Below are 24,499 nucleotides of genomic sequence, written 5' to 3' on the forward strand. Positions count from 1 at the left end.
AGCAGGCGCTACGAGCCGGCTGTTCAGCCCGAAGTGCGAACGGCTGCTTCGGGCTCGACATGGTCGGGCGGGATGCGAAGATGCCGGCCATGGCGGAGGCCCATGCACCTTGAGCGGATTCGATTCCGGCCCGAGCGATACCCGGCGCGGGACCGCTATCCTTTCGACCTGCCCGCGTTCCTGAACACGCTGGAGCTGGACCTGAACCACCGGGTGGTGTTTTTCGTCGGGGAGAACGGCTCGGGCAAGTCCACCCTGCTGCGGGCGCTGTGCCGGAACGCGGGGATCTTCATCTGGGGCGGGTTTGCGGACACGACCGCCGACGAGGAGGCGTTCCTCCGCGCCGTCGAGCTGCGCTGGAGCCGGGACCCGGTGCCGGGCTCGTTCTTCTCGTCCGAGACCTTCTTCAACTTCGCGCAGGTCGCGGACCGCGACGAGGCCATGCAGGAGTTCTTCGGGCCGCGGGCCTTCGGGACGCAGTCGCACGGGCAGTCGCTGATGGCCTATTTCCGCGCCCGCTACCGGATCAAGGGCCTGTACCTGATGGACGAGCCCGAGACGGCCCTGACCCCGCGCGGCCAGGTGGACCTGCTGCGGCTGCTGCACGCCATGAGCCTCGACGGGCACGCGCAGTTCGTCATCGCGACGCACTCGCCCATTCTCATGGCCTGCCCGGGCGCGCGGCTCTACGGCTTCGACGGGCCCGCCATCCGGCCGGTCGACTACCGCGACACGGAGCATTACCGCTTCTACCGGGCCTTCATGGAAGACCCGCGGCCGTTCCTGGCCCCTTCGCGCGAGAACGGATGATGAAATTCTTCGGCAATTTCAAGCTGCTCATCGTGCTGATGGTGACCGGCGTGCTGCTGGTGACGGCCGTCGCCTTCATGCTCTTCGAGCGCGCGGAGGTGACCCGGGCCATGCTGGCCTCGGGCGACGAATCCGCGCTGAACGTCCTCCGGGTGGTCAAACTGAACGTCGCGAGCCAGTACAAGGACCTCGAGGCGTTCCGCCGGTACGCGATGGAGCGGTACCACCAGCAGTTGCGAAACCTGACCAGCGTGGTCGTCTCGCACATCGACGCGTATCACAAGCTGTACCGGCAGGGCGCCATGAGCGAGGCGGAGGCGCGGCAGCGGGCCCTGGAAACCGTGCAGGAGTTCCGCTACGGCAACGACGATTACTTCATCATTTACGACACCAACCACTGCGCCGTCTCGCACCCGGATCCGGCCGTGCGGGGGCGCGACATGTCGGCGACCCGCGACTCGCTGGGCCGGCCCATCCTGGCGACGATGGAGTCGGAGATCTTTCAAGCGGGTGAATGGAGCTGCACGATCGCCTGGCCGCGGCGCGGCGAGACCAACCCGGTGCCGAAACTGCTGTATTTCCAGCCCTACGCGAACTGGGGCTGGTACGTGGGCACCGGGGTCTACATCGACGACATCGACGCGGACGCCGCGCGGCGGATGGACGAGATCATGGAGGTATTGAAGACGACGTTCCGCCAGGTGAAGGTGGCGGAGACGGGCTACTTTTTCCTGTTCGACGAAAACGGGCGGTTCCTGATCCACCCGTCGATGACGTCCGTCGACACCGCCGTCGCGAGGTCGCTCTTCACCCATTTCGTGCGGGCCGCCGAGAATCCCGGGGCGCCGTACCAGTACCAGTGGGACAAGCCGGGCGACCCGGGGCATTACGCGTACACCAAGTACGCGCACGTCGAGAAATTCGAGCCGCTCAACTGGTACCTGGCCTCGTCGGTGTACAAGGACGAAATGGAGAAGCCCGCCCGAAGGATCATCGCGCGGCAGGCCCTGTACGTGGGGCTTATCGTGCTGTTCAGCATGATCGGCGCCTGCTTCCTGGTCTCGCGCCTGACGGGTCCGCTGGCCCGGCTCACGCGCCATGCCGACCGGCTCCAGGCCAGCGATTTCGCGATGCCGGAAGACGAGGCGAAGGAAATCCTCGCCATCACGTTCCCCGACGAGGTCAGCCGCCTGGCCGCCACCATGAGCAGCATGGAGCAGCGGCTCAAGGAATACCTGGCCAACCTGAAGGAGACGATCGCCGCGCGGGAGCGTATGCAGAGCGAGCTGCGGATCGCCCACGAGATCCAGATGAACATGCTGCCCCGGCACGGGGCGGAACTCAAGGAGCGGCGGGAGATCGACCTGGTGGCGGAACTCGTGCCTGCCCGGGACGTCGGGGGCGACCTCTATGACTTCTTCTTCGTGGACGACGACCGCCTGGCCCTGGTGGTCGGCGACGTTTCGGACAAGGGCGTCCCGGCCGCCCTGTTCATGTCCCGGAGCATCGCGCTGCTGCGGCACATCGCGATCAAGGAATCCGTCGAGCCCGATGTCATTTTCAGGATGGTGAATCGGGACCTGCTGCAGGGCAACGACCTGTGCATGTTCCTGACGGCCTGGATGGGCATCCTGGATACCCGGACCGGGGAGTTGGTCTATACGAACGCCGGCCACCTGCCGCCGTTCGTGATGCCCGTGATCGGCGGCTGCCGGCTGCTGGCCCTGCCTCCCGGCCCGCCGCTCGGGGTCATCGAGGAAGCCGATTATCAATCCCGCCGGGTGCAGCTTGCGCCGGGCGACGGCCTCGTTGTTTTCACCGACGGCGTCACGGAGGCCACGGACCGGAACGTGCAATTGTACGGGTACGCGCGCCTGGAGGCGCTGCTCGCCCGGTGCCGCGCGTGCGATGCGTCGGCCCGGATCGTGCAGACCATCATGAGCGGCGTGAAGGATTTTGTGCGCGATACCCCGCAGTCCGACGATATCGCCATCCTCTGCGTCCGGCGGACGGGCTCGGGGGCGTAGCGCGGCGGGCCCGCCTCACCCCGGTTTGACGCCAGCCCCCCGCGGCCTATAATGGGGCCGCAGTCCGGGCCCTCGCCCGGCGAAAGGCGCACATGAAAAAGAGAGCGGCGGTCATCAACCGGGAGACGCGGGAAACCTCCATCCGGGCGAAGCTCGCCCTCGACGGGGAGGGCCTCGCGCGCGTCCGCACCGGCATCCCGTTCCTGAACCACATGCTGGAGCTGTTCGCCCGGCACAGCCTCTGCGACCTGGAGCTGCGCGCCAAGGGCGACCTGGCCGTGGACTATCATCACACCGTCGAGGACGTCGGGCTGGTGCTCGGCGAGGCGCTGAACCGCGCCCTCGGCGACCGCAAGGGCGTCGTCCGCTACGGCTGGGCCGTGGTGCCGATGGACGAATCCTTGAGCCGCGTGGCCCTGGACCTCGGCGGCCGGCCGTACCTCGTCTACGAGGTGGAGCCGCGGAAGCGGAAGATCCGGGATTTCGATCTCGGCCTGATCGAGGAGTTTTTCCGCGCGTTCACGGTCCAGGGGAGAATGAACCTGCACATCAAAACGATGTACGGGAAGGAGCCGCACCACATCTATGAATCCGTGTTCAAGGCCGTCGCGCGCGCGCTGGGCACGGCCTGCGCCCGCGATCCGCGGGTGAAAGGCGTCCCGTCCAGCAAGGGAAAAATATAAAAGGGCCCATGTTGTAGCGGCGGCTCTATGAGCCGCCAGGCGCGTCACAGACGCGCCACTACAGCAGGCGGACGTTACTTCGAGCAGTCACCATGATCGGCATCATCGACTACGGCATGGGTAACCTGGGCAGCGTCAGCAACGCCTGCCGCTTCCTGGGTCTGCCGTTTTCCATCCTGGCCCGGCCGGAGGAGATGAAGGCCTGCCGCGCGGTGATCCTGCCCGGCGTCGGCGCCTTCGGCGACTGCATGGATCATCTCGTACGGCACGGTTACGTCGAGGCCGTGCGAGAGTGGATCGCGGGCGGCCGGCCGTTCCTGGGCATCTGCCTGGGCTTGCAGGTCTTGTACGAGGGCAGCGAGGAATCCCCCGGGGTGGCCGGGCTGGGCGTCCTCCCGGGCCGGGTGCGCCGGTTCGACCTGCCGCCGGAGTGGAAGGTGCCGCAGATCGGCTGGAACCGCGTCTGCCAGCTCCGCCCGGACTGCCCGCTGTTCGGGGAGATCCCGGACGGCGCGTACTTCTATTTTGTGCACTCCTACTACGCCGAGAAAACGAGCGCGGAGGTCGACGCCGGCACGACCGGGTACGGGCTGGAGTACACCTCGGCCGTCTGGCGGGACAACGTCCTGGCCGTCCAGTTTCACCCGGAAAAGAGCCAGAAAAACGGGTTGCAGATGCTGCGCAACTTCGGGCGCTGGGCGGACCGCCGATGATCATCCTCCCGGCGATCGACCTGAAAGGCGGGCGCTGCGTGCGGCTGCGGCAGGGGCGCGCGGACGATGCCGTGGTCTATTCCGACGACCCGGTCGAGATGGCCCGGCGCTGGCGGGACGAGGGCGCGGAATGGCTCCACGTCGTGGACCTCGACGGCGCCTTCCAGGGGCGCCCGGCGCACCTGGCCGTGCTGCGCGCGATCGCGCGGGCGATCGCCATCCCGATCGAATTCGGCGGCGGGCTGCGGACGGACGCGGATGTCGAGGCGGTGCTCGATGCCGGGGCGCGCCGGGCGATCCTCGGCACGCGCGCCTGCGCCGAACCGGAGCAGGTGCAAGCGCTGGCCGCCCGGTTCGGCGACCGCCTGGCCGTGGGCATCGACGCCCGGGACGGGCGGGTCCAGGTCAAGGGCTGGACGGAGACCACGGCGATGACGGCGACGGGCCTGGCCCGGCGGATGGAGGGCATGGGCATCCGCTGCCTGATCTACACGGACACCTCCCGCGACGGGATGCTGGCCGGGGTCAACGCGGCCGCCATGGACGCGATGTGCGCGGCCGTGGCCTGCGACGTCATCGCCTCGGGCGGCGTGACGTCCGCGGAGGACGTGCGCGCGCTGCGGGGGCTGGGGCGGCCCCACCTCGCCGGCGCGATCGTGGGCAAGGCGCTCTACGAGGGGCGCGCAACGCTCGCCGAACTCCGGGAGGCCGCGTGCGCCTGAACTTCGAGTCGACCACGCTGCCGGGCGGCCTGCGCGTGGCCACCGCCGCGATGCCGGGGCTCGAGAGCGTAGCCATGGGCATTTGGGCGGGGGTGGGCAGCCGCTTCGAATCCGGCCGCCAGGCCGGCGTCTGCCATTTCATCGAGCACATGCTGTTCAAGGGCACGGCGACCCGCAGCGCGCGGGCGATCTCGCAGGCCATCGAGGGGCGGGGCGGCTATTTCAACGGCTTCACGCAGGAGGAATCGACCTGCTACTACGCCCGCATCGCCGCCGAGTACCAATGGGAGGCCTTCGATATCCTCTTCGACATGTACCGGCGCCCGCGGTTCGATCCGGCCGACCTGGAGAAGGAGCGCGGCGTCATCCTGGAAGAGATCGCGATGTACCGCGACCAGCCACACCAGCTTGTGCAGGAGATCCTGGGCTCGCTCGCGTGGGTGGATCATCCGCTCGGCCGCCCGCTGGTCGGCACGGAGCAGAGCGTGAGGCGCATCCGGCGCCGGGACCTCCTCGACTTCAAGGCGCGGCACTATGTCGCCGGCACTACGCTCGTCGCGCTGGCGGGCAAGGTGGACCACGCGGAATGCGTGGACCGCGCCGCGTGGGCGCTCGCCGGCCTGCCCCGCAAGGCGCCCCCGGCCTGCCGGCGGGCGGACCGGACCGTCCGCCAGCGGGACGTTGCCGTGCACGCCAAGGAAGTCGAGCAGCCGCATATCGCCCTGGCCTTCCGCCTGTTCGGCCGGCACGATCCCCGCCGCTACGCGCTGAAGCTGTTGAGCATCATCCTGGGCGAAAACATGAGCTCCCGCCTGTTCCAGATCGTGCGGGAGAAACACGGGCTGGCCTATTCCATCCAGAGCAGCGTCCAGTTGTTCGACGAGACCGGGCTGCTCTGCGTGCAGGCCGGGGTGGACCGCGAGCGGGTCTCCCGGTCGCTCGACCTGGTCCTGGCGGAGATCGGGAAGTTCCGCGGCGAGCCCGTCGGCGAGCGGGAACTGCGCCGGGCCAAGGATTTTGCGCGGGGCCAGCTCCGCATCGGCCTCGAGAGCGCCAGCAACCAGATGATGTGGGTGGGTGAAAACCTGCTGTGCTACAACCGGCTGATCCAGCCCGCCGAGGTCCTGGAGCGGCTCGAGGCCGTCACGACGGGCGACATCCAGGCCGTCGCGCGCGCCGTGCTGAATCCGCGCCGCTTGAGCGTGGCCATGGTCTCCCCCGGCGACGCCACCCGCCACACGGACATGATCCGCCACAAGATCGCCCGGCTGGGTTGACTCGGCTCGCGGGGACGCTCGCCCTCCACATCCTGTCTGTTGATGGAGGGCGAGCCGTGTCCCCCCTACGAGTGCAACCGGTAGTAGTACGCCTCGGTGAAGAGGTTCGACTCGGCCACGCCGGCGCCCATCAGGAAGACCTGCATGTCGAAGATCATCTCGTTCGCGCCGCACAGGTGGAAGTGCGCCCCGCGGTCGAAATCGAACGTCTTGAAGAACTCCGTCACGCGGCCGTGGAAGCCCGCGCCCTCCTCGCGCGTCACGCAGGGCAGGTAGCGCGCCTTTTCAAATTCCCCGCGGAAGAACAGGTCCTGCGCCACGCGCACGCCGTGGACCAGCGTCAGCGGCAGGCCGGGATGGCTGCGGAGATAGGCCCGGCACGGCGCGACGCCCGTGCCCGTGGCGATGAAAACCACCGGGTGCGCCGGGTCACGCACCGTGAACTCGCCGAACGGTCCGGAGAACTCGATCGGGTCGCCCGGCTTCTTCTGCACCAGCTGCGGCGTCAGTTTGCCCGCCGGGATGTGCCGGAACAGGACCTGGAGATGCTCGTCCTTTTCGCCGCTGGCGATCGTGTAGCTGCGGTCCTCCGTCGGGACGCGGCCGTGGATCGTGATCAGCCGCCCGGCCTCGAACTCGAGGCCCTGTCGCTCGAAGGTCAGGAGATAGCCGGAATCCGACAGCGGCTCGAGAGAAACGACGCGGCTGGAATAGCGGGAAGGAGGCATGGCGCGCCTTTTATTGTCTGTTCAATGGGTTGCAGGCCACATGGCGCCGAAACGTAGCCCACCTCCGGCGCCGTTTCAAGCGGGCCGGGCGGTTTTGCAGTTCCCGGGCCTACGGGTCCAGAAGCTGCACGCGGTAGAAGCGCCGGCCGCTCGCCGGCGGCGCGGTGTCCGAGTAGGTCATCGTGAACTGGCCTTGCCCCGCCGGCAGTTCGCCCGACCGGTCCGCGAAGGGCTGCTTCAGGTCGTCCGTACTCTGCACCCGGTAGCTTCGGCCCGGCTGCGACGGCCATCGGACGGAATACGGCGCCGCGCCCCCGTCCCGCTCGGTCGAGCGCATGACGAACCCGTGGCTGGGGTCGAGGATGTCGAGCTTCCCGTCGAGGTTCGCGTCCCGGATCGCGGCCACCGGGATGGCGAGGAATTCGCCGGCGTCGATATTCCCGTTCCCATCGCCTTCCGGCACCTGGGACGGCGCGTACAGGGCGCCCGCGTCCGCCGTGGCGTACGGCGCGACCGCGATGTACAGCGTCTCCGGCACTACGCCGAACGCCTCGATCAGGTTGATCGTTCCCTCCAGTTGGCCCGAGTTGACGGCGGCCGCGGCTTGCCGCGCGGAGGCGCCGCCGTTGTGCCAGGCGACCCAGTTCCCGGCGCCCTCGTCGGCGAGGAACGGCTTGGCCGTTTCGTTGAAGGCGACCTGGCCCGCCTTGGCCCAGGGGGCGGGTGCGGCCGCGCCGGGCGTGTCGCTGACGAAAATGAAATGATCGTTGGGGCCGCCGGAATCGCCGGCCGCCCAGGTGGCCACGTAAAGCGTCTCGCCGTGGACCGCCGCCCACAATTTCATGCCGTTGTTATCGGCGACGACATAGTCCTCGTGATCGGCCGCCCCGTCCAATACGAATGGCTGAACAAGGTCGGCGGTGTTCACGGCCAGGAACTCGCCGGCCTCGATGTCCCCGTTGGCATTGCCGGCCGGGCACTGCGAGGCGGGAACCAGCGCGCCGCCGTCGGCCGTGGCGTACGCCGCCGCGGCGAGATAGAGGGTCTCCGGCACGCCGCCGTACGCCTCGTGGAGATCGATGACTCCTTCCAGGACGGCCCCGTTGCACCAGGGCGTGGCCGAGCGCGCCGTGAGTAAATCGTTGAAAGGGGCTCCGAGTGATGTGAACCAGCCGCTGTACGCGCTGCCGTCCTCGTCGGCAAGGAAGGCGTCCCAGGCCATCACGGAGCCGGCCTTGGCCCATGGGCTGGCGACCAGGCCGCCCGTCGAATCCGACACGAACATGTAGGCATCGGAGCCCTCGCCCGCGTCCTCCGTCGCCAGGTAGAGATATCGGCCCGCCACGGCCGCCCAGATCGTCTGCCCGCCGGCGCGGGCGGCGACCGGCACGGCCGACGCGTCCAGTGCGCCGTCCAGGACGAACGCGCATTCGCGGTCCAGTACCATGTCGTCGATCACGTCGCCGTTCTCCTTGATTCCGCGGATCTGCATGTACGGGCCGTCGAAATCCGCGATGGCAAAGGACTTGGCCACGCTCCCGTCCATGCCGGCCTGCGAGTAGCAGGGCATCTCGCCGAGGTCGCGGGTCCGGTCGCCCGCGCGGCCCGTGATCAGGTGCGACACGCCGTTGAGCGGGATGCTGCGCCAGTAGAAATGATTGTGGCCCGCGAGCGCGAGCTGGACGCCGTGTTGCTCCATGATGGGAACGTATTGGTCCCGGATCGTTTCCTCTTCGCCGTGTCCGGCGGCGGGCGAGCGCGCCGGCTCGTGGAAGAAGACGATCTTCCAGGGCTTGGCGGACGCGGCCAGCGCCCCGTCCAGCCAGGCCGGGCCGGGCAGCCCCTCCGCGTTCAGCGAAACGATCTGCGCGTCGGCGTACTCAAACCAATAGCTTCGCTCGTCGCCCGGCAGGGTGAACACCTCCCGGCACGCCGCAAAGTCATCCCGGGTGTCGTGGTTGCCGGGCGTCCAGTACATCGGGATGCGGCTCATCAGCCCGGAGAAGCCGGAGAAGACGTTGTTGTCGATTTCCGAAACAAGCCCGTCGTCGGTGATGTCGCCCGCCGCCAGCATGAGATCCGGATCGTACAGGGCCATGCGGGCGCCGAGCCCCGCCGTGTTGCCGTAGTGGGAGTCGCTGAACATCGCGAGGCGGAACGGCATCCCGGGGGCCTTCGCGCTCTTGAATCGGCTCGCGGCCAGGTTCACGCCCGCGCTGCGCACGCGGTAATAATAGCTTGTCCCCGGCTGCAACCCCATGACCGTGACTTCGTGCCGCGTGCCCGTGTTGCCGCCGGCAAACGAGCCATAGCTCTCGGTCAGCCCGTAGTCCACCCAGCTGTCGGAAGAGGAGTCGGTATACCACACGATCGTCGCCTGGTTGGTGAAGTGGCCCATCTGCACGTACGGCCCGCGCGTGAGCGAGACGGCGAGGGACTCCGCCGCCAGGCCGAACAGCATCAGGCCGGCCAGCCCGAGAACGGTCAATCGTTTTTCCTTTTTCATGGCAGGCTCCTTCCTCTCTGCCAAGAAGCCTCGCGCGGGCACGTTACCCGATTATTACCGCGCGCTGTTTTTTTCGGTAACAATCCGGTAACATGAGCCCGTCAGAATGGCCGCGGGTCCGGTACCCGCGGGAGACGATGGAGATGCCCGTGTCCGATCTGTATCTTCGCCACGACGCCCGGCGGCCGCTGTTCCTGCTGCTGGTCCTCGTCGTCGTGCCCTGCGCCGCGCTGGTCCTCCTGGCGCACCAGCACGTCCGCAGCGTCCGGGCCGCGGCGGCGCGCCAGTACCGCGAGGCCTGCGAGGCGGAACTGGCGGCCCTCGGGCTGGAGGCCCGGGCGAAACTGCTTCAGGTGTTGGAAAACCGCGCTGCGGCGGAATCGTTCGTCGAAACGGTCTTCTTCCTCGAACCGGGCGAGCCGGTGCTCTACCGGCCGTATGCGGCCCCGACGCTCGGCGACCGGCCCGACCTGTCGGCCGGACATCCCGCCCGCGGCCGGTTGCTCGAAGCGCGGCGCGCGCCCGCCGGAGACGCGGAGCGGGCGCTGAAGCTCTACCGCGAGGTGCTGGCGTCGTCCCCGCTGCCCGCGGAGGTCCGCGCCTCGGTCCTCGCCGAAACGGCCGCGCGCGAGGCGACGCGCGGCCGGCCGGAGGCTGCGCTCGATCTGTACGAGGAGTGGTGGAACGCGCCGCGGGATGAAGGCGCCGCGCGCCTGCCCGCGGCGCTGCGTGCCCTGGAGGCCGCGGCGGTGGCGGGCCTGTCCGACCGCGTCCCGGTTTGGGCGGATCGCGCACTGGAGGAATTCGGGAGACCTGACCGTTTCCCGCGACGCGGCGAGCCGGCCTTCCTGGCGGTGTTCCTGCGGCGGTGGCGGCCCGGCGGCGATCCGCGCCTGGATCGGCTCGATCGCGCGGCGCGCTGGTTCGAGCGGATCGATCGGCTGATCCAGGAACACGGGGAGGGGCCCTTTCATTTCACCGCGTGGCCCGACCTGCCGCTCCAGCGCGTTGTGCCGTCCGGTCCCGCGCCCGGCCCGGCCGGCATGCTGCTCGTGGACCTGGCGCGGCCGCTCGAGGACGGGCGGCGCATCGGTTGGGAAGTCTCGGCGACGGGCCTCGTGTCCCAGGTCCTGGGGCCGGTCTTCCGGCGGTTCACGGACGCCCACGGCGGCTCGCTGGACTGGACCGCCGCCGGCGCGCCGCGCGCCGCGCCGGACCGGCCTTCCGTCCTGGCGCATACGCTTCCCGCCCCGTTGGACCTCGTGATCGTGCGGTACGACCTCGACTCCTCGTCGCTGTTCCGCCGGCTCGCGGCCTCGCGGACGCGCTACCTGACGTGGACCTTCGGCCTCTCGGTGGCCTGGCTGCTGGCCGGGCTCGGCGCGATGCTCTACCGGGTCGGGCGCTCGGCGAGCCTCGCGAAGCTGCAGGCCGACATGCTGGACCGCGTCGGCCACGAGCTGCGCACGCCCGTGGCCGCGATCTCCGTGCTTACCGAGTCCCTGGAGAACTCGGCCCTCGACGAGCCCACCCGCCGGCAGGTCGCCGGGCTGCTTCGTTCCGAAAGCGGACGGATCCAGCAACTGGTCGAGCGGTTGCTGGCCTACGCGCGGGGCCGTCGCGCCGCCCGCCGCCCGGCGTTCAGCGAGGGCCGGCTGGATGATATCGTCCGGCAGGCCGCGCGGCTCTTCTCCGTGGAGTCCGGCGCCGGGGACGCGGTCCGGGTGGACGTGGCGCCAGGGAACTACGCGGGACGGTTCGACGCCCAGGCGATCAGCCAGGCGCTCCTGAACCTGCTGGACAACGCGGTGAAATACAGCGAGCAGGCGCCGCGGATCGCCGTCGGCCTGCGGCGAGAGGGCGCGCAGGCGGTGCTGACCGTGACGGACAACGGGATCGGCATGCCGCCCAAGGTCCTGCGGCACATCTTCAAGCCGTACTACCGCGCCGACACGACGCTGGCCGCGCGCGTCGGCGGCATCGGCGTGGGGCTCGCCATCGTGCAGGCCGCCGTCCGGGCGCACGGCGGGCGCATCGGCGTCCGCTCCGGGCCCGGGGAGGGCTCGGCCTTCGAAATCCGACTGCCGCTGGGCGGGGGGGCGGGGCCGTGAAGCCGCGCGTCCTGGTCGTCGAAGACAACGTGGCCCTGCGCACGGGGCTTGAACTCGAACTGCGCAAGCGTGAATACGAGGTGGTCACGGCGGGCGACGGCGTGACGGCCCTTCGGATTGCCCGCGAGGTGAAGCCCGACCTCGTGCTGCTGGACCTCATGCTGCCCCGGCTGAACGGCTACGACGTGTGCCGGCGGCTCCGCGAGCTGAACGTGAATGTGCCCATCCTTATCCTGACCGCGCGCACGGCCGACGAGGACGAGCTCTTGTGCTTCCAGGTCGGCGCGGACGATTTCGTACGCAAGCCGTTCAAGGTGGACACGCTCGCGGCCCGGATGCAGGCCCTGCTGCACCGCGCGTCCGCCGCGCCGGCGACGCCGCAGCTAGCCTTCGGGGATTGCGTGCTGGACGTGCAGGCCAAGACGCTGCGCCGGGACGGCGAGGCCGTCCCGCTGACGCCGCGCGAGTACGGCCTGCTGGAGTTCATGGCGCTGAACGCCGGGCGCGTGTTGAGCCGCGAGCAGATCCTCGACCGGGTCTGGGGGCTGGACTACGAGGGCACGGACCGGACCGTGGACCGGTTCGTCACCGTGCTCCGGCAGAAGATCGAGAAGGACCCGCGCCGGCCGGCCCACCTGCTGACCCTGCGCACCTACGGATACAAATTCGAGCCATGAAAACGAGCCTGCAGATCATATGTTTTGCGCTTCTTGCCGCGTCGCTGACCGTGCCCGCGCGGGCGGAGGACGTCCCCGCCGTGGCCTGGGAGGAAGCCTTTTACCTGGAGCAGGGGGCGGGCGACTTCGCGGCCGCGGCGGAGCGCTACGAGCGGTTGGCGAACGACGAACGGGCGGCCCCGGCCTTGCGGGAATCCGCGCGCCTGCGGCTGGCGTATTGCCGGTTGGGGGAGGGCCGCGACGCGGAAGGCCGGGCGATGCTGGAGGCCCTGCTTGACAGCCCGGACGCGCGGGTCGTGGACGCCGCCGCCGCGAAACTGCTGGCCCTCGCGGGCGACGATACCCGGGCCGTGGCGGAGTTGCTCCGGCGCAAGGCCCCGTCGGCCCTCGCGCGCTGGGAGAAGGCCCGGAACGCGGCGCGGGTGACCCTGCGTGGATCCATTGAAACGTGGGACGGGCGCCGGCCCGCGCCGGTTCATCTCCGCGTCGAGGGCCGGGCCTCTGAAGACGAGCGGCCCGTCGAACGGCCGGTCTGGTACGCGGACGTGGACGCGGAAGGCCGCTTTGCCTGCCCGCTGCCCGCGGGCGAATACGAGCTGGTGATCTCCACGCCGGTCTACGAACGCCACCGCCAGCGGCTGATCCTGCTGCCCGAAATGAAAGACGGCCTCGACCTGCCCGTCCGCCTCGAGCGCATCCAGCTCCCGGAGGACGTCCACCAGGTCTACCTGCTCGGCGACTGGCTCCAGGACTGGACCGAGAACCTGCCCATGACGCGAGGCGACGACGGCGTGTGGAGGATCACGCAGCGCCTGCCCGCGGGCGTGCACCACTACAAGTTCATGGTCGGCCACTACCGGCGCTGGCTCTGCGACGTCCGCGGCGACGAGTTCCAGGACGACGAGCGCGGCGGATTCAATACCGTGCTCCGGCTCGATGCGGAACAGGACGTCGTCTTCCGCTTCGACGAAAACGATCCGCGGTACGCCGGGCGGCCGCGTCAATAGTCAACCCGCACGCGCCAGAACCGGGACGTGCTGTCGCCGAACGGGACAACCGCCTCGGCCTGCGACGCGGCCGCGGTCACGGCGATGTAACCCGCGAAAGGCGTGGCGAGCGCCAGCGTGGTCTCCACCTCGTAGCGGAAGCCCGGAGCGCCGCGCCACGCGAGGCCGGCGTCGTCGTACCGGGTGATGCGGAACACCGAGGCGGCGTCCCGGGGCAGGGTGCCGGCCCGGTACTCGTCGAGGTTGGGCGACCGGTCGCCGTCGGCGTCCGACACCGCGTCGTTCGTGTCGGCGCTGCTGAATCCGAAGGCATCCTCCCAGTAGTCGCGGATACCGTCGCCGTCGCTGTCGGGCCCGACGTCGGCGTCCAGCCGCAGACGGTTGCCGCCGGGCGTGACCCGCGCCTGCGGGATTGTGATCAGGCCCTCGCCGTCCGCCGCGGCGACGCCGACCTGCGAGGTCGTTCCGTTGGCGACCAGGAGATTCCTCCACAGCACGCGCGTCCCCGGCGCGACGGGGAAGCGCTGGAGCCGGCGCGCGGTGACATCCACGGTTTGCGTGGTGCCGTTCAGGCTGCGCAGGCTGACCTGCCACCGGTTGGTCGTGTCCGTGGGCGCGCCATCCCAATCGTACCAGCTCGCCGACCAGTCTACTTCCTGGTTGTAGCCGCCGGGCCCGGCCGGGGGGAGCGGGGCGTCGCCTTCCGCGTTGCTTAAACCCGGCACGGATTCGTCCTTGCGCGCGGTGAACCGCTGGAAAGGCGCCAGGGAGCCATCCGGGGCGATCGTCGGCGGCAGGCCGTTCCAGCCCATCCAGGAGTGCCCGGCGTCAATGACCGCGCCGCCCCAGCAGCGCCGTCCCGTGTTGAAGGCCGGGTACACCGGCCCGCCCTGCGTCGGCCACTCGATGATGAAATCGTTCGTGCCGTGCCCGATCCCCAGCGGCGCCGTGGCCCGCGCGACGGCATTGGACGCGGTGCGCCGGTGGTTCTGCCACGTCCAGACGCCCGTCCCGTCGAACGGCTTCAGCGCGTCCGCCCAGCCGCCCGGCGCGTCGCTGCGCGCGGGCAGGTTTAGAACAACGTTTCCCCATTTCCACTCGATGTCGTTCTTCCACGGCGTGCCGCCCGCGTCGCCCTGCGTAGAGTAGTCGGTCATCGGCTGGCTGGCGTAGGCGGCCGCGAAGACGTGGGGATAGCGCAGGGCCAGTGCCAGCGCGCCGCTGCCGCCCATGGACCCGCCGAAGACGTAGACGCGGTTCGTATCCACCGGCGGGCCGGGCGGCTGGCGGACGAGGTCGTACAGCATGCGCAGGACCCGGCGCTCGGTGAAGTTCTCGACCGTATCGCCGGCCGCGGGATCGGCGTCCGTCCGGTAATCGCAGTTTCGCGCAAAGCCGAAGAACCAGGTCTCGCTCACATCGGTCGGGAAAATCTTGTAGCAGCACCAGTCGTACGCGTCCGGGTCGGCCGTGACCGGCCCGTACGTGTTTCCGGCCCAGCCGTGGAGGCTGACGTAGGCCGGCGCGGGGCTGGTCACGCACGACGGCTCGACCACGGCGTAATCGTAGGCGTACTGGATCGCGCCGGTAACCGCCGGATCGAGTCCGCCCTGCCCGTACCAGCCGTTGCGCGCGTGAGGCGCGTGGAAGGTCGGATTCCAGTTCCGCAGGTCCATGTACTGGATGTAGATACGCACAGCCCCGCCGCCCGACACGGCGGGGTAGTTCGTGAGCAGCACCGGCAGGGGATCGGCCACGCCCTCCGCGACCGGTCCGATACTGTTCGCCGCGGAAAAGTCGCCGGTGTTCTCCGCCGCCCCGATCAGCAGCGTGACCGCGTAGTACGCGTCGCCGGTCGTGCCGCCGCCGAAATCGTTGGTCGCGAGCGTCCAGACCAAAAGGCCGGTGCTCACGCCGAGCTGCGGGCCGCCGTTGGTGATCACCAAACGCTCGGTGTAGCGCGGCGCCCACGTGCCGCCGCCCCCGACGTTGTACCGGTTGGCGTGGAAGCGGGCGGAGCCCTTCTGCAGCGTGTAGAGCGGCACGGCCTGGGACAGGTTGGTCGCCGATATCGGCGCGGTGTGCCGGTACACGCGGTACCGCTCGCCCGACAGGTCGCTCCGTTCGCGCCACGTGAGGAACGTCTGGCCCGAGCGGTGCACGGCGGACAGCGCCGCCGGCTGGGTGTTGCTCGGCGCCTGCGACTGGAACAGCAGGACCTCGCCCGAGTAGGCCGCCACGGTCAGTGACGTGACCGGCGTGTACGAAAGGCTGCCGCCGTAATTTCCCGCGCCGTCCACCGCGCCGCCGCCGCTCGCGGTGACGCGGTAGAAGGTGCCGCCCAGGTTGGGGATGGCCGCGGCGCTGCCGCCGGGGTTCACGAGCGTCCACCCGTTCGTGTAGCCGCGCCGGTACACGCCCCATGGCGCGTGCCAGGCCGCGGCGGTCGAGGCCGGCGGGGGCGACGTGGCCCCGCCGAGGGCGATCGTGTATTCGGGGTAGTACTCCAAGGCCACGTCGCCGGTGGTCAGCAGGCAGAGGTACGTCCGCGCACCCTTGATCAGGAGGTAGCTCGCGACGGCGAACATCCGGTCGGCGTACGCGGAGGTGTCCGGGTAGCTCTGGCCGATCACCGTCTTGCCGGTGCGGACCAGCGCGAGGGCGCGGTCCATCTGCAACCGCCAGTCGTCCCCGCTGAAATAGTTGCCGGTGCCCCAGTAGCAAAAGCCCTCGATCATGCCGCCGTGACCGAGCCCGAAATCCGTAGGGTCCCAGCTCGTGATCAGGCCGCCGAGATTCGGCAGGTAAAGAAAGCCGCCGGGATCGGCCTCGAACGCGGCCTTGCACGCGCCGCCGAACGAATGAAGCGCGGGGATCCAGTTACTGACGCACAGGCCGAGATCCTCGATCCAGGGGTGGGTCGGGTTGCAGAACCCGAAGGAGTAGGCGTCCTGGGTGAAGCTGTCCGCGAACACGCCGTCGCCTTCCGTGGACCGGATGCGGGCGAGGCAGGTGGTGATCCAGTAATTCGGGAATCCGGTGCGCGGCAGGCCGCCAGTGTACGTGCAGTCCATCAGGTACCAGTTCCACGTCGTGTGGTAGACGCGCTGGGTCTGCGCGTTGAGCATGAACCAGTTGGTCTGGGTCGTCACGAAGCTCCAGTCCGAGGTCCACGCGTCGCCGTCGAGGAACAGCTCCGGCCCGTTGCCGACGCCGAGCTGGTAATGGAGGCAGAGAAAATTCGTGTTGTAGACGCGGAGGGCCTGGATGTCCGTGCGCCGCATCTTCTGGGTGCCGGCGAGGTTCGTCGCGGCGAACTGGCGCTGGGCAGCCGTGAGGCCGGGCGGAAGCTGGTCGGAAAATACCACGATGCGGGCCGAGGAATCCGGCCACATCCGGGCGGAGGCAAGCAGTCCTGTTCCACAGAGGAAGGCCGCGATCAAGCCAGTGCGCAGGAATCCTTTCACAGTGTTCACCGGGTGCGTGAAAACATACCCCGCGGCCGACTCGGGGTTCAGGCGTCTGGTCAGGCGAAGTAGAAGTGCCTCTTGGAGAAATCCAGCCCGGTCAGGCGTTCCAACCGCGCCACCCAGCGATTCTTACGCTCGCGGCGGGTCAGGACGTGGTTCGGGTTGGCCTGGAACAGGCCCTGGCCCGGCGGAAGCCAGTCGCGGATGGCCGCGGGATGCGTGCCCGTGTACGGCTTCAAGGACTGCGGATCGATCTCGTCGAGCTTGATCTCGGGCTTCCGGCCCGGCCAGAACTTGCCGACCTGCTCGAACTTCTCGATCATCTGCTGCTCGGAGCGCACCCAGCCGTAGTGGTAGATCGTGCCGTCGCTGTCGGCGGCGCGCGGGTAGCGCCCGCCCTTGGGCGACGTCAAGGTGATGAAGAACAGCCCCTTGGGCGCCCACGCCGGGATCGTGTTGCGCAGGATCCGGACCTCGCGCCGGTACCAGGCGGGCGAGGAGGCCAGCGTCTGGCCGTTGCCGTAGAAGTGCAGGTAGCGGAAGTAGAGCGCCTCGACCCGCGGGTTGTCCAGGTGCCGCTCCATGGACGCGCGGATCTTCGGGATGTCGTCCTCGTGGATGAGCTCGTCGCCCTCGAGGTAGAACGCCCAGTCGCCCGTGCAGTTGAACAGCGCAATGGACTTCTGCTGGCCGTAGACGAAGCCCTTCACGCCGAGGTCGCTCCGGATGCGCTCGTTCCAGGTCGTCGGGATGATTCGCAGCTTCGGGTCGCGGATCGCGCGCAGGCGCGCCTCGGTGTCGTCCTGCGACTCGCCCATGGCCACGATGAACTCGTCCACCAGCGGCAGGGCAGACCGGATGGACTCCTCGAACGGGAAGCCCAGCATGTGGCCGTTGCGGATGAAGGTGAACCCGCTGATCTTCACGCCGGCCCCCCGAACGCCCGCGCGCACAGGCGCAGCGTATCGTCCACCTCGCGCTCCCACGACCCTTGCAAGGCAAAGCCCGTGGATTTCAGCTTGTCTATCCGGTAGTCGAGCGTCGGCACGGCTTCGTCGGGCTTTGGAACCGGCCGCTCGATCGGCGGTTCGAATCCCAGGACCTCTTTGCAGCGCTGGGCCACGAGCTGGGCCATGGCGAGGACGCTCGCGGAGGCCTCGCCGCCGAGGTTGAACAGGCCGTCGCCGCAGGCCGGCCGCGGCAGGCCGAGGAAATACTCCACTGCCCGGGCGACGTCCTCCAAGGTGATGAAGTTGCGCGGCTGGAGCCCATGCGACTTGAGGACGATCCTCTTTTCGCGCACGACGGTGCGGCACAAGTCGTTGACGAGCAGCGTCCAGCGATTGACCGCGGCGTCCAGCGGCGCGCCGAAGCCGTTGGACAGCCGCAGGACGACGCCGCACAACTCCATCCGGTCGTGGGCCGCGAGCACGGGGTCCTCGGCCGCCCGGTGGGTCGTGCCGTAGGGGTGGACCGGGCGCGGCGCCTGGGTCTCGTCGACGCGCCCCTCCAGCGGCTCGCGGTACACGCGCGCGGTGGAGAAGAAAATGAACCGCTCCGCGCCGGCCTTCCTCGCCGCCTGCAGCAGCGCCCAGGTGCCCGCCGTGTTGACCTGGAAAGCCCTCGCGGGATCGGCCGCGCAGTCGTTCTCGTTGAGCGCGGCGAGGTGGACGACCGCGTTCACGCCTTCGCACAGCGCGGCCGGATCGGTGCCGGGAAACTCGGCGGGAACGAGCTCCCCGCTCCGCAGCCAGTCGGGCGCCGGGAAATCCCGCCGACGCGTGCAGAGTCGAAGGAACAGCCCGTCCTGGTCCGCGAGGTGGCGGCTGATGCGCCCGCCGAGGTAGCCGAAGGCGCCGGTGATCAACACGTTCATGGCCGGGCCGCCCTTACTGCATCTTGATGTCCCACCGGTACGGGATGTCCGGGGAGAACGGATCGATCCGGTCCATTTCCCCGGCGGCGTGCGGCTCCGTCGCGCAGTTGGCGAGGAGCGCGGTCTTCGTGCCGATGCATTTCCAGCCATTGACGATCCCGGGCGGGATGGTGAGCAGGAGGTAGTTGTCCTCGCCCATGAACACCTCCTGCACCTCGCCCTTCGTCGGCGAGTCCGGGCGCGGGTCGTAGAGAACGACCTTGATCATGCCCTGGAGGCAGGCATAGTTCTGGGTCTGGCGCTTGTGCAGGTGCCAGCCCTTGATCACGCCGGGGTAGGCGGTGGCGAAGTAGATCTCGCCGAACTTCTCGAAGTGCGGGTCGTTGGCCCGCAGCATGTGCATGATCTTGCCGCGCTCGTCGGGGATCTGCCGCAGGGGCGTGATGCGGATGCCGTCAATCATGGCGCGCTCCTTCCGGGTTCGGGGTTTCCGGCGTCCAGTGGAAGGCGCCGTCCAGCCGGCCGGCCTCCACGAGGTATTTCAGTTGTTTGAGCCGCGTGTAGTGCCGCGAGGTGAAGCCGTCGCGGTCCAGCCGGACGCGCTCGAAGGCCTCGCGCAGTTCGCGCGCGCCGCGCCGCGCGTCCCACTCGCACCGGAACTCCGGCAGGACCCGGCGGATGCGGTCGAACCGGACCCGGTAGCTTCGCGAATCCGCGCCGCCGCCCGTGAGCGCGACGGGGCAGCCGTCGAACGCCTCCCGGACGATGTCGGCGATGGTTCGGACCTGGTAATTCTGGTCGTTGCCGCCGACGTTCAGGACCGCGCCGCGGACGGCTTCCGCCGGCGCGGTCAGCGCGAGGTGAAAGGCCCGGGCGATGTCGCGGATGTGGACCAGCGGCCGCCAGGGCGTGCCGTCGCTCTGCAGCCGGATCTCCCGCGCGGTCCACGCGGAGCCGGAGAGGTTGTTGAGCACCAGGTCGAAGCGCATGCGGGGCGAGGCGCCGTAGGCCGTCGCGTTGCGCAGGAGCACCGGGGTAAAGGCATTGTCCGCCATGAGCTTGAGCTCTTCCTCCACGAGCACCTTGCATTCCGCGTAGACGGTTTGCGGGTTGACCGGCGATTCCTCCGCGACCTCCTCGGTCGTGGCGACGCCGTACACGCTGCACGAGGAGCTGTAGACGAAGCGCGGCACGCCGGCGGCCTTCGCGGCGCGGGCGAGGGCGATCGAGCCGCGGTGGTTGATGGCCCGGGTGATCTCCGGCTTGAGTTCGCCCATCGGGTCGTTGGACAGGTCGGCGAGGTGCGCGACGGCATCGAAGCCGCGCAGGTCGTCGGGCGTGACCTCGCGGGTGTCCTTCCGGAGCAGCGGCGGCGGCGGGGTGTCGGCCGGGACAAACGCGGCCTCGCGGAAGAAGCCCGTATCCAGCCCGGTGACGTCGAGGCCCTCCCGCTGGAGGAGGGGCGTGAGGACGGAGCCGATGTAGCCTTCGCTGCCGGTGACGAGTACCTTCATGGTCGCGCGGGGGTCAGGGCCAGGTTTTCCACGGCGCCGCGCCGGATTCCCACAGCGTCTCCAGCCGTTTCCGGTCGCGGAGGGTGTCCATGCACTGCCAGAACCCGTCGTGGCGGTAGGCCATGAGCTGGCCGTCCGCCGCCAGGCGCTCGAGCGGCTCGCGCTCGAGGATGGTCAGGTCGTCCTCGAGGTAGTCGAGGAGGTCCGGCTCGAACACGTAGAACCCGCCGTTGATCCAGCCCTCGCCGGTCTGGGGCTTTTCCATGAACTCGACCACCTGGTCGCCGTCGAATTTCATCGTGCCGTACCGCGCGGGCGGGCGGACGGCGGTCACCGTGGCCCGCTTGCCGTGCTTCCGGTGGAAGGCGAGCAGCGCCTTCAGGTCGACGTTCGACACGCCGTCGCCGTAGGTCAGCATGAACGTCCCGCCGCCGCGCAGGTAGGGCGCCAGGCGGAGCACCCGGCCGCCGGTGTCCGTGTCCAGTCCCGTGTCGATCAGCCGGACGTTCCAGTCCGCGGGGGCGGCCTTCTCGTACTGCACCTCGCCGCTCGCCAGGCTCACGAGCAGGTCGCTGTTGCGGTACTTGTACTGCAGGAAGTAATCGATGATGATCGGGCCCTTGTACCCGAGGGCCAGCACGAAGTCCTTGAACCCGTGCGCGGCGTAGCCCTGCAGGATATGCCAGAGGATGGGATGCCCGCCGATCTCCACCATCGGCTTGGGTATCACCGCGGTTTCCTCCGCCAGCCGTGTTCCGCGTCCGCCCGCCAGGATGACGACTTTCATAAGGTGTTCGTCCGAGTTGCTCTTACGAATACCAAGCCCCCGCCGGCCCGGCAAGGCGTTTCGCCCCCGCTGTACAGCAGGCGCTACGAGCCTGCTGTTCCGCAGGGGGTGCCCGCCGGTCTATTTGACACGGTTCGGGACAAAAAACTCAAAAATTTCCGCGACGCCGTACGTGAAATGCATGACGGGGATAAGGACCAGCAGCAGGAGGTCCGCCGCGCGCCGGGTTCGGAGCACCATCCGCAGCGTGGCCCACGCCTGGGCGGCGAAGTACAGGGCCAGGTCAAGCCCGAGCAGCCAACCGAACGCCCGGTGGAAAAAGGCCCCGACCCCGCACACGAGCAGGCTAATGACCCACAGGGCCGGGATCAGCGACGCGGGCTCGACCTCCACCCCGCGCCGGATCAGGCGCGTGCGCGCGACGCCGTAGCCGAAGACCTGCCGGAGAAAACGCGCGAGGCGGGTCCGGGGATAGTGATCCACCCGCGCCGCCGGCGTAAAGACGATCGCATGCCCCCGCCGGAACGTCTCGTGCGATACGAACATCTCGTCGCCCGCCTCGAAGTCCGGCGCGAACCCGCCGATCTCCTCGAGGAACGCCCGGCGCAGGGCCATGTTGCAGCCGATGATCCTCGACCAGCGGATGCGCCGGGGGTGGTCGTGCTCCGGCCGGTAGCGGCCCGCCACGTACCCCGCCGCGCCGGACGACAGTGCCAGGCCCGCCAGCCGGGCGCCCAGGGGCAGCTCCGGCGGAATCAGCCCCGGCCCGCTGACGAGTTTGACCTCCGGATCGTCGAACGGCTTGACGATCTCCCGGGCCCAGGCGGGCTCGACGATGACGTCGTCGTCCAGGAACGCCACGATCTCCGTGGTCGCGTGTTTCCAGCCGGCATTGCGCTTGTCGGGCAGCGCGGTGAAGGCCCGTGTTTCCTCCGGGTTCACGAGATTGGGATGTGCCGACTGCAACGCCTTGAATCGCGCCGCGACGGCCGGATCCTCGAGGGGGCCGCAGACCAGGACCAGGAGACCGTGGAAGCCCTGGGCCAGCGTTAACGATTCCAGCGCCCGGATCACCTGCGGGTGGCCGCGCGTCGGGATCACCACGCTCAAGACATATGGATCGGCGGGCATCGTGGCCGAATCATGGAGAACAACCGCGGGGCGGACAAGCCGAAAGCTGAACGCCGGGCGGGGCCGGGGTGTCTATGGGTGGAAAGGATAGCTAGACATGAGGATGCATTCAGCGGCGTCGCGGGAGCTCCGCCCTCCAAAAGCTTGGCTCCCATGGGTCGGCTTGTTTCTGGTTTCCGCGGTTTCCACGTTCGCGGCGGGGCCTTCCGCCGCCCGCCAGTTCGGTACGGCGGTGGCGGACGCCGTGGAGCGGGTCATGCCCGCCGTGGTCGTGGTTCGCACCGAATCCACCGTGTACCACCCGGCGCGCGACCTGTTCTTTGGGACGCTCTACGGCATCCCCGAGCGGCTCGCGGGGCAGGGGTCCGGCGTCATCATCCGGCCCGAGGGCTACATCCTGACCAGCCACCACGTCATTGCCGGCGCCCAGCAGGTCGAGATCGTCCTCGACGACGGCACGAAGTACCCCGCGGCCCTCGTCGGCCGCGATCCGCTGACCGACCTCGCCGTGCTGAAGATCAAGGCGCCGGACGGGGCGAAGTTCACGGCCGTCGAGGCCGGCGACTCGGACGCCTTGCGCGTCGGCGAGTTCGTCATCGCGGTCGGCTCGCCGTTCAGCCTCGACAGCAGCGTCACGCTCGGCATCGTGAGCCAGAAAGGCCGATCCGTCGGGCGGCTGCCGTACGAGGATTTCATCCAGACCGACGCCTCGATCAATCCCGGCAACAGCGGCGGGCCGCTCGTGGACGTGGACGGGCGGATGGTGGGCATCAACGCGATGATCCAGACCGGCGGCCCGTACGCGCAGGGGAACATCGGGATCGGCTTCGCGGTGCCGGTGAACCTCGCCATGCGCGTGGCGGACCAGTTGATCGAGCGCGGCGAGGTCGAGCGCCCGTGGATCGGGATCCAGATGGGCGAGGTCGGCGATTCGCCGCGGACCCGCCGGTCCGGCCGTCGCGACGCCGGGGTGCGGGTGCTCGAGGTCTTCAACAACACGCCGGCCTCGCGGGTCGGCCTGGCGGAGGGCGACCTGATTCTCAAGGTCAACGGCGTGGCCGTCGCCACGCCGCGGGCCGTGCAGCGGGAGATCTTCAAGCGCCATGCCGGCGACACGGTGACCCTCGAGGTCCAGCGCGAAGACAAGGACATGACATTCGAGATCGTGACCGAATCCATGCCCGATTTCACCCAGCGCGCGCCGTAATGTGGCCGGGATCGGCGATCCCGGCTCCCGTTGGAACAACCATCATGGCCGGGAATCCATCAGCCCGATGAATTGCTGGAACAGGTAGGTCGAGTCGTGCGGGCCGGGGCAGGCCTCGGGGTGATATTGCACGGCCATGACCGGGAGCGTCCGGTGCCGCAGGCCCTCGGACGTCTGGTCGTTGAGATTGATGTGCGTCGTCTCGACCTTGGCCGGGTCCAGCGAATCCTTGTCCACGCAGAACCCGTGGTTCTGGGAGGTGATTTCCACGCGGCCGGTGAGCAGGTTCTTGACCGGCTGGTTTCCGCCGCGGTGGCCGAACTTGAGCTTGTAGGTCCGGCCGCCGAACGCGAGCCCGAGGAGCTGGTGCCCGAAGCAGATGCCGAACGTCGGCAGGCCGGTCTCGACGATCTTCCGGATCTCGGCGACGGTATGCGGGACGCCCTCCGGGTCGCCCGGCCCGTTGGAGATGAAGAACCCGTCCGGCTTCGACGCCAGGATCGTCGCCGCGGGCGTGGAGTTGGGGAACACCTCGCACCGGCAACCGAGCCGGGCGAGCAGCCGGAGCTGGTTGAGCTTGAGCCCGCAGTCCATCACCGCGACGCGCCACCGCGGCTCCGCCGGAGGCGTGGCGAACACGCTGTCATAGGCCTTCAGCCCGTCCGAGCGAATGGTCGAAAACGCGGCCCGGGTTTCGTGCGGGCCGGGCCACGTGTAGGCCTTGGGCGTGCTGACCTCGGTGCAGATGTCCCGCCCGACCAGGCCGGGCGAATCCTTGGCCTTCTGCACGAGGCGGGCCGGGTCGAGGTCGGTGGTGGACATCACGCACTTCATGGCGCCGCGCGAGCGGATGTGCAGCGTGACGGCCCGGGTGTCCACGTGGTCGATGCCCAGGATGCCGTGCGCGGCGAGATAGTCCGGGAGGGGCTGCGTGGCGCGCCAGTTGCTCGGGATGCGGCTGCACTCGCCGATGACCAGGCCCGCGGCCTGCGCGCGCGGGGACTCGACGTCCTCGGCGTTGATGCCGTAGTTGCCGATCAGCGGGTAGGTGAGCGTGACGATCTGCCCGTGGTACGACGGGTCGGTCAGGATCTCCTGGTAGCCGGTCATCGAGGTGTTGAAGACCAGTTCCCCGTATGCCTCGCCGCCCCCGGCGAACGCCCGGCCCTCGAAGCAGGTCCCGTCTTCAAGTGCAATAAGTGCTTTCATGGGAATCCGATCTCTACCACGGAGGACGCGGAGGGGGAAACAGG

General features: G+C 69.1%; 20 protein-coding genes. 10 read left to right on the forward strand and 10 right to left on the reverse strand.

Features of this window, described 5'->3' with window-relative positions; all coding sequences use genetic code 11:
* Nucleotides 1–102 precede the first annotated feature (102 nt).
* The 6 genes from KA248_02895 (at nucleotide 103) to KA248_02920 (ending at nucleotide 6,232) form a co-directional block, all read left to right on the forward strand.
* Complete coding sequence (locus tag KA248_02895) at nucleotides 103–810, forward strand: AAA family ATPase (GenBank protein ID MBP7828846.1); 708 nt, start codon at nucleotides 103–105, stop codon at nucleotides 808–810.
* On the forward strand, nucleotides 807–2,837 hold the full coding sequence (locus KA248_02900) for a cache domain-containing protein (GenBank protein MBP7828847.1): 2,031 nt from the start codon (nucleotides 807–809) through the stop codon (nucleotides 2,835–2,837). The genes KA248_02895 and KA248_02900 overlap by 4 nt, the downstream gene beginning before the upstream one ends.
* A gap of 92 nt (nucleotides 2,838–2,929) precedes the next feature.
* Complete coding sequence (gene hisB, locus KA248_02905; GenBank protein ID MBP7828848.1) at nucleotides 2,930–3,520, forward strand: imidazoleglycerol-phosphate dehydratase HisB; 591 nt, start codon at nucleotides 2,930–2,932, stop codon at nucleotides 3,518–3,520.
* A gap of 92 nt (nucleotides 3,521–3,612) precedes the next feature.
* Nucleotides 3,613–4,233, forward strand: a complete 621-nt coding sequence (gene hisH, locus KA248_02910) for an imidazole glycerol phosphate synthase subunit HisH (GenBank protein MBP7828849.1) — start codon at nucleotides 3,613–3,615, stop codon at nucleotides 4,231–4,233.
* Nucleotides 4,230–4,955: a 1-(5-phosphoribosyl)-5-[(5-phosphoribosylamino)methylideneamino]imidazole-4-carboxamide isomerase gene (hisA, locus tag KA248_02915; GenBank protein ID MBP7828850.1), complete on the forward strand. Its 726-nt coding sequence runs from the start codon at nucleotides 4,230–4,232 to the stop codon at nucleotides 4,953–4,955. The genes hisH and hisA overlap by 4 nt, the downstream gene beginning before the upstream one ends.
* Entirely contained in the window at nucleotides 4,946–6,232 is a 1,287-nt protein-coding gene (locus KA248_02920; GenBank protein MBP7828851.1) for an insulinase family protein, read from the forward strand. The genes hisA and KA248_02920 overlap by 10 nt, the downstream gene beginning before the upstream one ends.
* A 65-nt stretch (nucleotides 6,233–6,297) precedes the next feature.
* Here KA248_02920 and KA248_02925 read toward each other — a convergent pair whose 3' ends face one another.
* Nucleotides 6,298–6,960, reverse strand: coding sequence for a hypothetical protein (locus KA248_02925; protein MBP7828852.1), 663 nt, complete (start codon nucleotides 6,958–6,960; stop codon nucleotides 6,298–6,300).
* A 109-nt stretch (nucleotides 6,961–7,069) separates the two neighbouring features.
* Entirely contained in the window at nucleotides 7,070–9,466 is a 2,397-nt protein-coding gene (locus KA248_02930; GenBank protein MBP7828853.1) for a metallophosphoesterase, read from the reverse strand.
* Between the two features lie 92 nt (nucleotides 9,467–9,558).
* Here KA248_02930 and KA248_02935 point away from each other — a divergent pair, with 92 nt between their 5' ends.
* From KA248_02935 to KA248_02945, 3 genes are read left to right on the forward strand one after another with little or no spacing between them, the layout of a single operon-like run.
* Entirely contained in the window at nucleotides 9,559–11,577 is a 2,019-nt protein-coding gene (locus KA248_02935) for a HAMP domain-containing histidine kinase (protein ID MBP7828854.1), read from the forward strand.
* Nucleotides 11,574–12,254, forward strand: coding sequence for a response regulator transcription factor (locus tag KA248_02940; GenBank protein ID MBP7828855.1), 681 nt, complete (start codon nucleotides 11,574–11,576; stop codon nucleotides 12,252–12,254). Before KA248_02935 ends, KA248_02940 begins: the two co-directional genes overlap by 4 nt.
* The gene (locus KA248_02945; GenBank protein MBP7828856.1) at nucleotides 12,251–13,261 is read left to right on the forward strand and encodes a glycogen-binding domain-containing protein; all 1,011 of its coding nucleotides are present in this window, start codon (nucleotides 12,251–12,253) and stop codon (nucleotides 13,259–13,261) included. Before KA248_02940 ends, KA248_02945 begins: the two co-directional genes overlap by 4 nt.
* On the opposite strand, the gene KA248_02950 is transcribed toward KA248_02945, so the two are convergent.
* The 7 genes from KA248_02950 to KA248_02980 form a co-directional block, all read right to left on the reverse strand.
* Nucleotides 13,255–16,737: a prolyl oligopeptidase family serine peptidase gene (locus KA248_02950; GenBank protein ID MBP7828857.1), complete on the reverse strand. Its 3,483-nt coding sequence runs from the start codon at nucleotides 16,735–16,737 to the stop codon at nucleotides 13,255–13,257. The genes KA248_02945 and KA248_02950 overlap by 7 nt on opposite strands.
* Nucleotides 16,738–16,787: 50 nt before the next feature.
* A complete protein-coding gene (locus KA248_02955; GenBank protein MBP7828858.1) occupies nucleotides 16,788–17,657 on the reverse strand; it encodes a glycosyltransferase in 870 nt (289 codons plus the stop codon).
* Nucleotides 17,654–18,607 carry an SDR family oxidoreductase gene (locus tag KA248_02960; GenBank protein ID MBP7828859.1) on the reverse strand — a complete coding sequence of 318 codons (954 nt, stop codon included), beginning with the start codon at nucleotides 18,605–18,607 and terminating at the stop codon, nucleotides 17,654–17,656. Before KA248_02960 ends, KA248_02955 begins: the two co-directional genes overlap by 4 nt.
* 13 nt (nucleotides 18,608–18,620) lie before the next feature.
* On the reverse strand, nucleotides 18,621–19,070 hold the full coding sequence (locus tag KA248_02965; GenBank protein MBP7828860.1) for a dTDP-4-dehydrorhamnose 3,5-epimerase family protein: 450 nt from the start codon (nucleotides 19,068–19,070) through the stop codon (nucleotides 18,621–18,623).
* Nucleotides 19,063–20,121, reverse strand: a complete 1,059-nt coding sequence (locus KA248_02970) for an SDR family oxidoreductase (GenBank protein ID MBP7828861.1) — start codon at nucleotides 20,119–20,121, stop codon at nucleotides 19,063–19,065. The genes KA248_02965 and KA248_02970 overlap by 8 nt, the downstream gene beginning before the upstream one ends.
* Before the next feature lie 13 nt (nucleotides 20,122–20,134).
* Nucleotides 20,135–20,908, reverse strand: a complete 774-nt coding sequence (gene rfbF / locus KA248_02975) for a glucose-1-phosphate cytidylyltransferase (GenBank protein MBP7828862.1) — start codon at nucleotides 20,906–20,908, stop codon at nucleotides 20,135–20,137.
* A gap of 120 nt (nucleotides 20,909–21,028) precedes the next feature.
* Entirely contained in the window at nucleotides 21,029–22,039 is a 1,011-nt protein-coding gene (locus KA248_02980; GenBank protein ID MBP7828863.1) for a glycosyltransferase, read from the reverse strand.
* A 97-nt stretch (nucleotides 22,040–22,136) separates the two neighbouring features.
* Here KA248_02980 and KA248_02985 point away from each other — a divergent pair, with 97 nt between their 5' ends.
* A complete protein-coding gene (locus KA248_02985) occupies nucleotides 22,137–23,246 on the forward strand; it encodes a trypsin-like peptidase domain-containing protein (protein ID MBP7828864.1) in 1,110 nt (369 codons plus the stop codon).
* Nucleotides 23,247–23,288: 42 nt separating this feature from the next.
* Here KA248_02985 and carA read toward each other — a convergent pair whose 3' ends face one another.
* Nucleotides 23,289–24,455, reverse strand: coding sequence for a glutamine-hydrolyzing carbamoyl-phosphate synthase small subunit (gene carA, locus KA248_02990; protein ID MBP7828865.1), 1,167 nt, complete (start codon nucleotides 24,453–24,455; stop codon nucleotides 23,289–23,291).
* Between the last annotated feature and the right edge of the window lie 44 nt (nucleotides 24,456–24,499).

It is taken from the genome of Kiritimatiellia bacterium (assembly GCA_018001225.1).
Classification (GTDB): domain Bacteria; phylum Verrucomicrobiota; class Kiritimatiellia; order CAIQIC01; family JAGNIJ01; genus JAGNIJ01.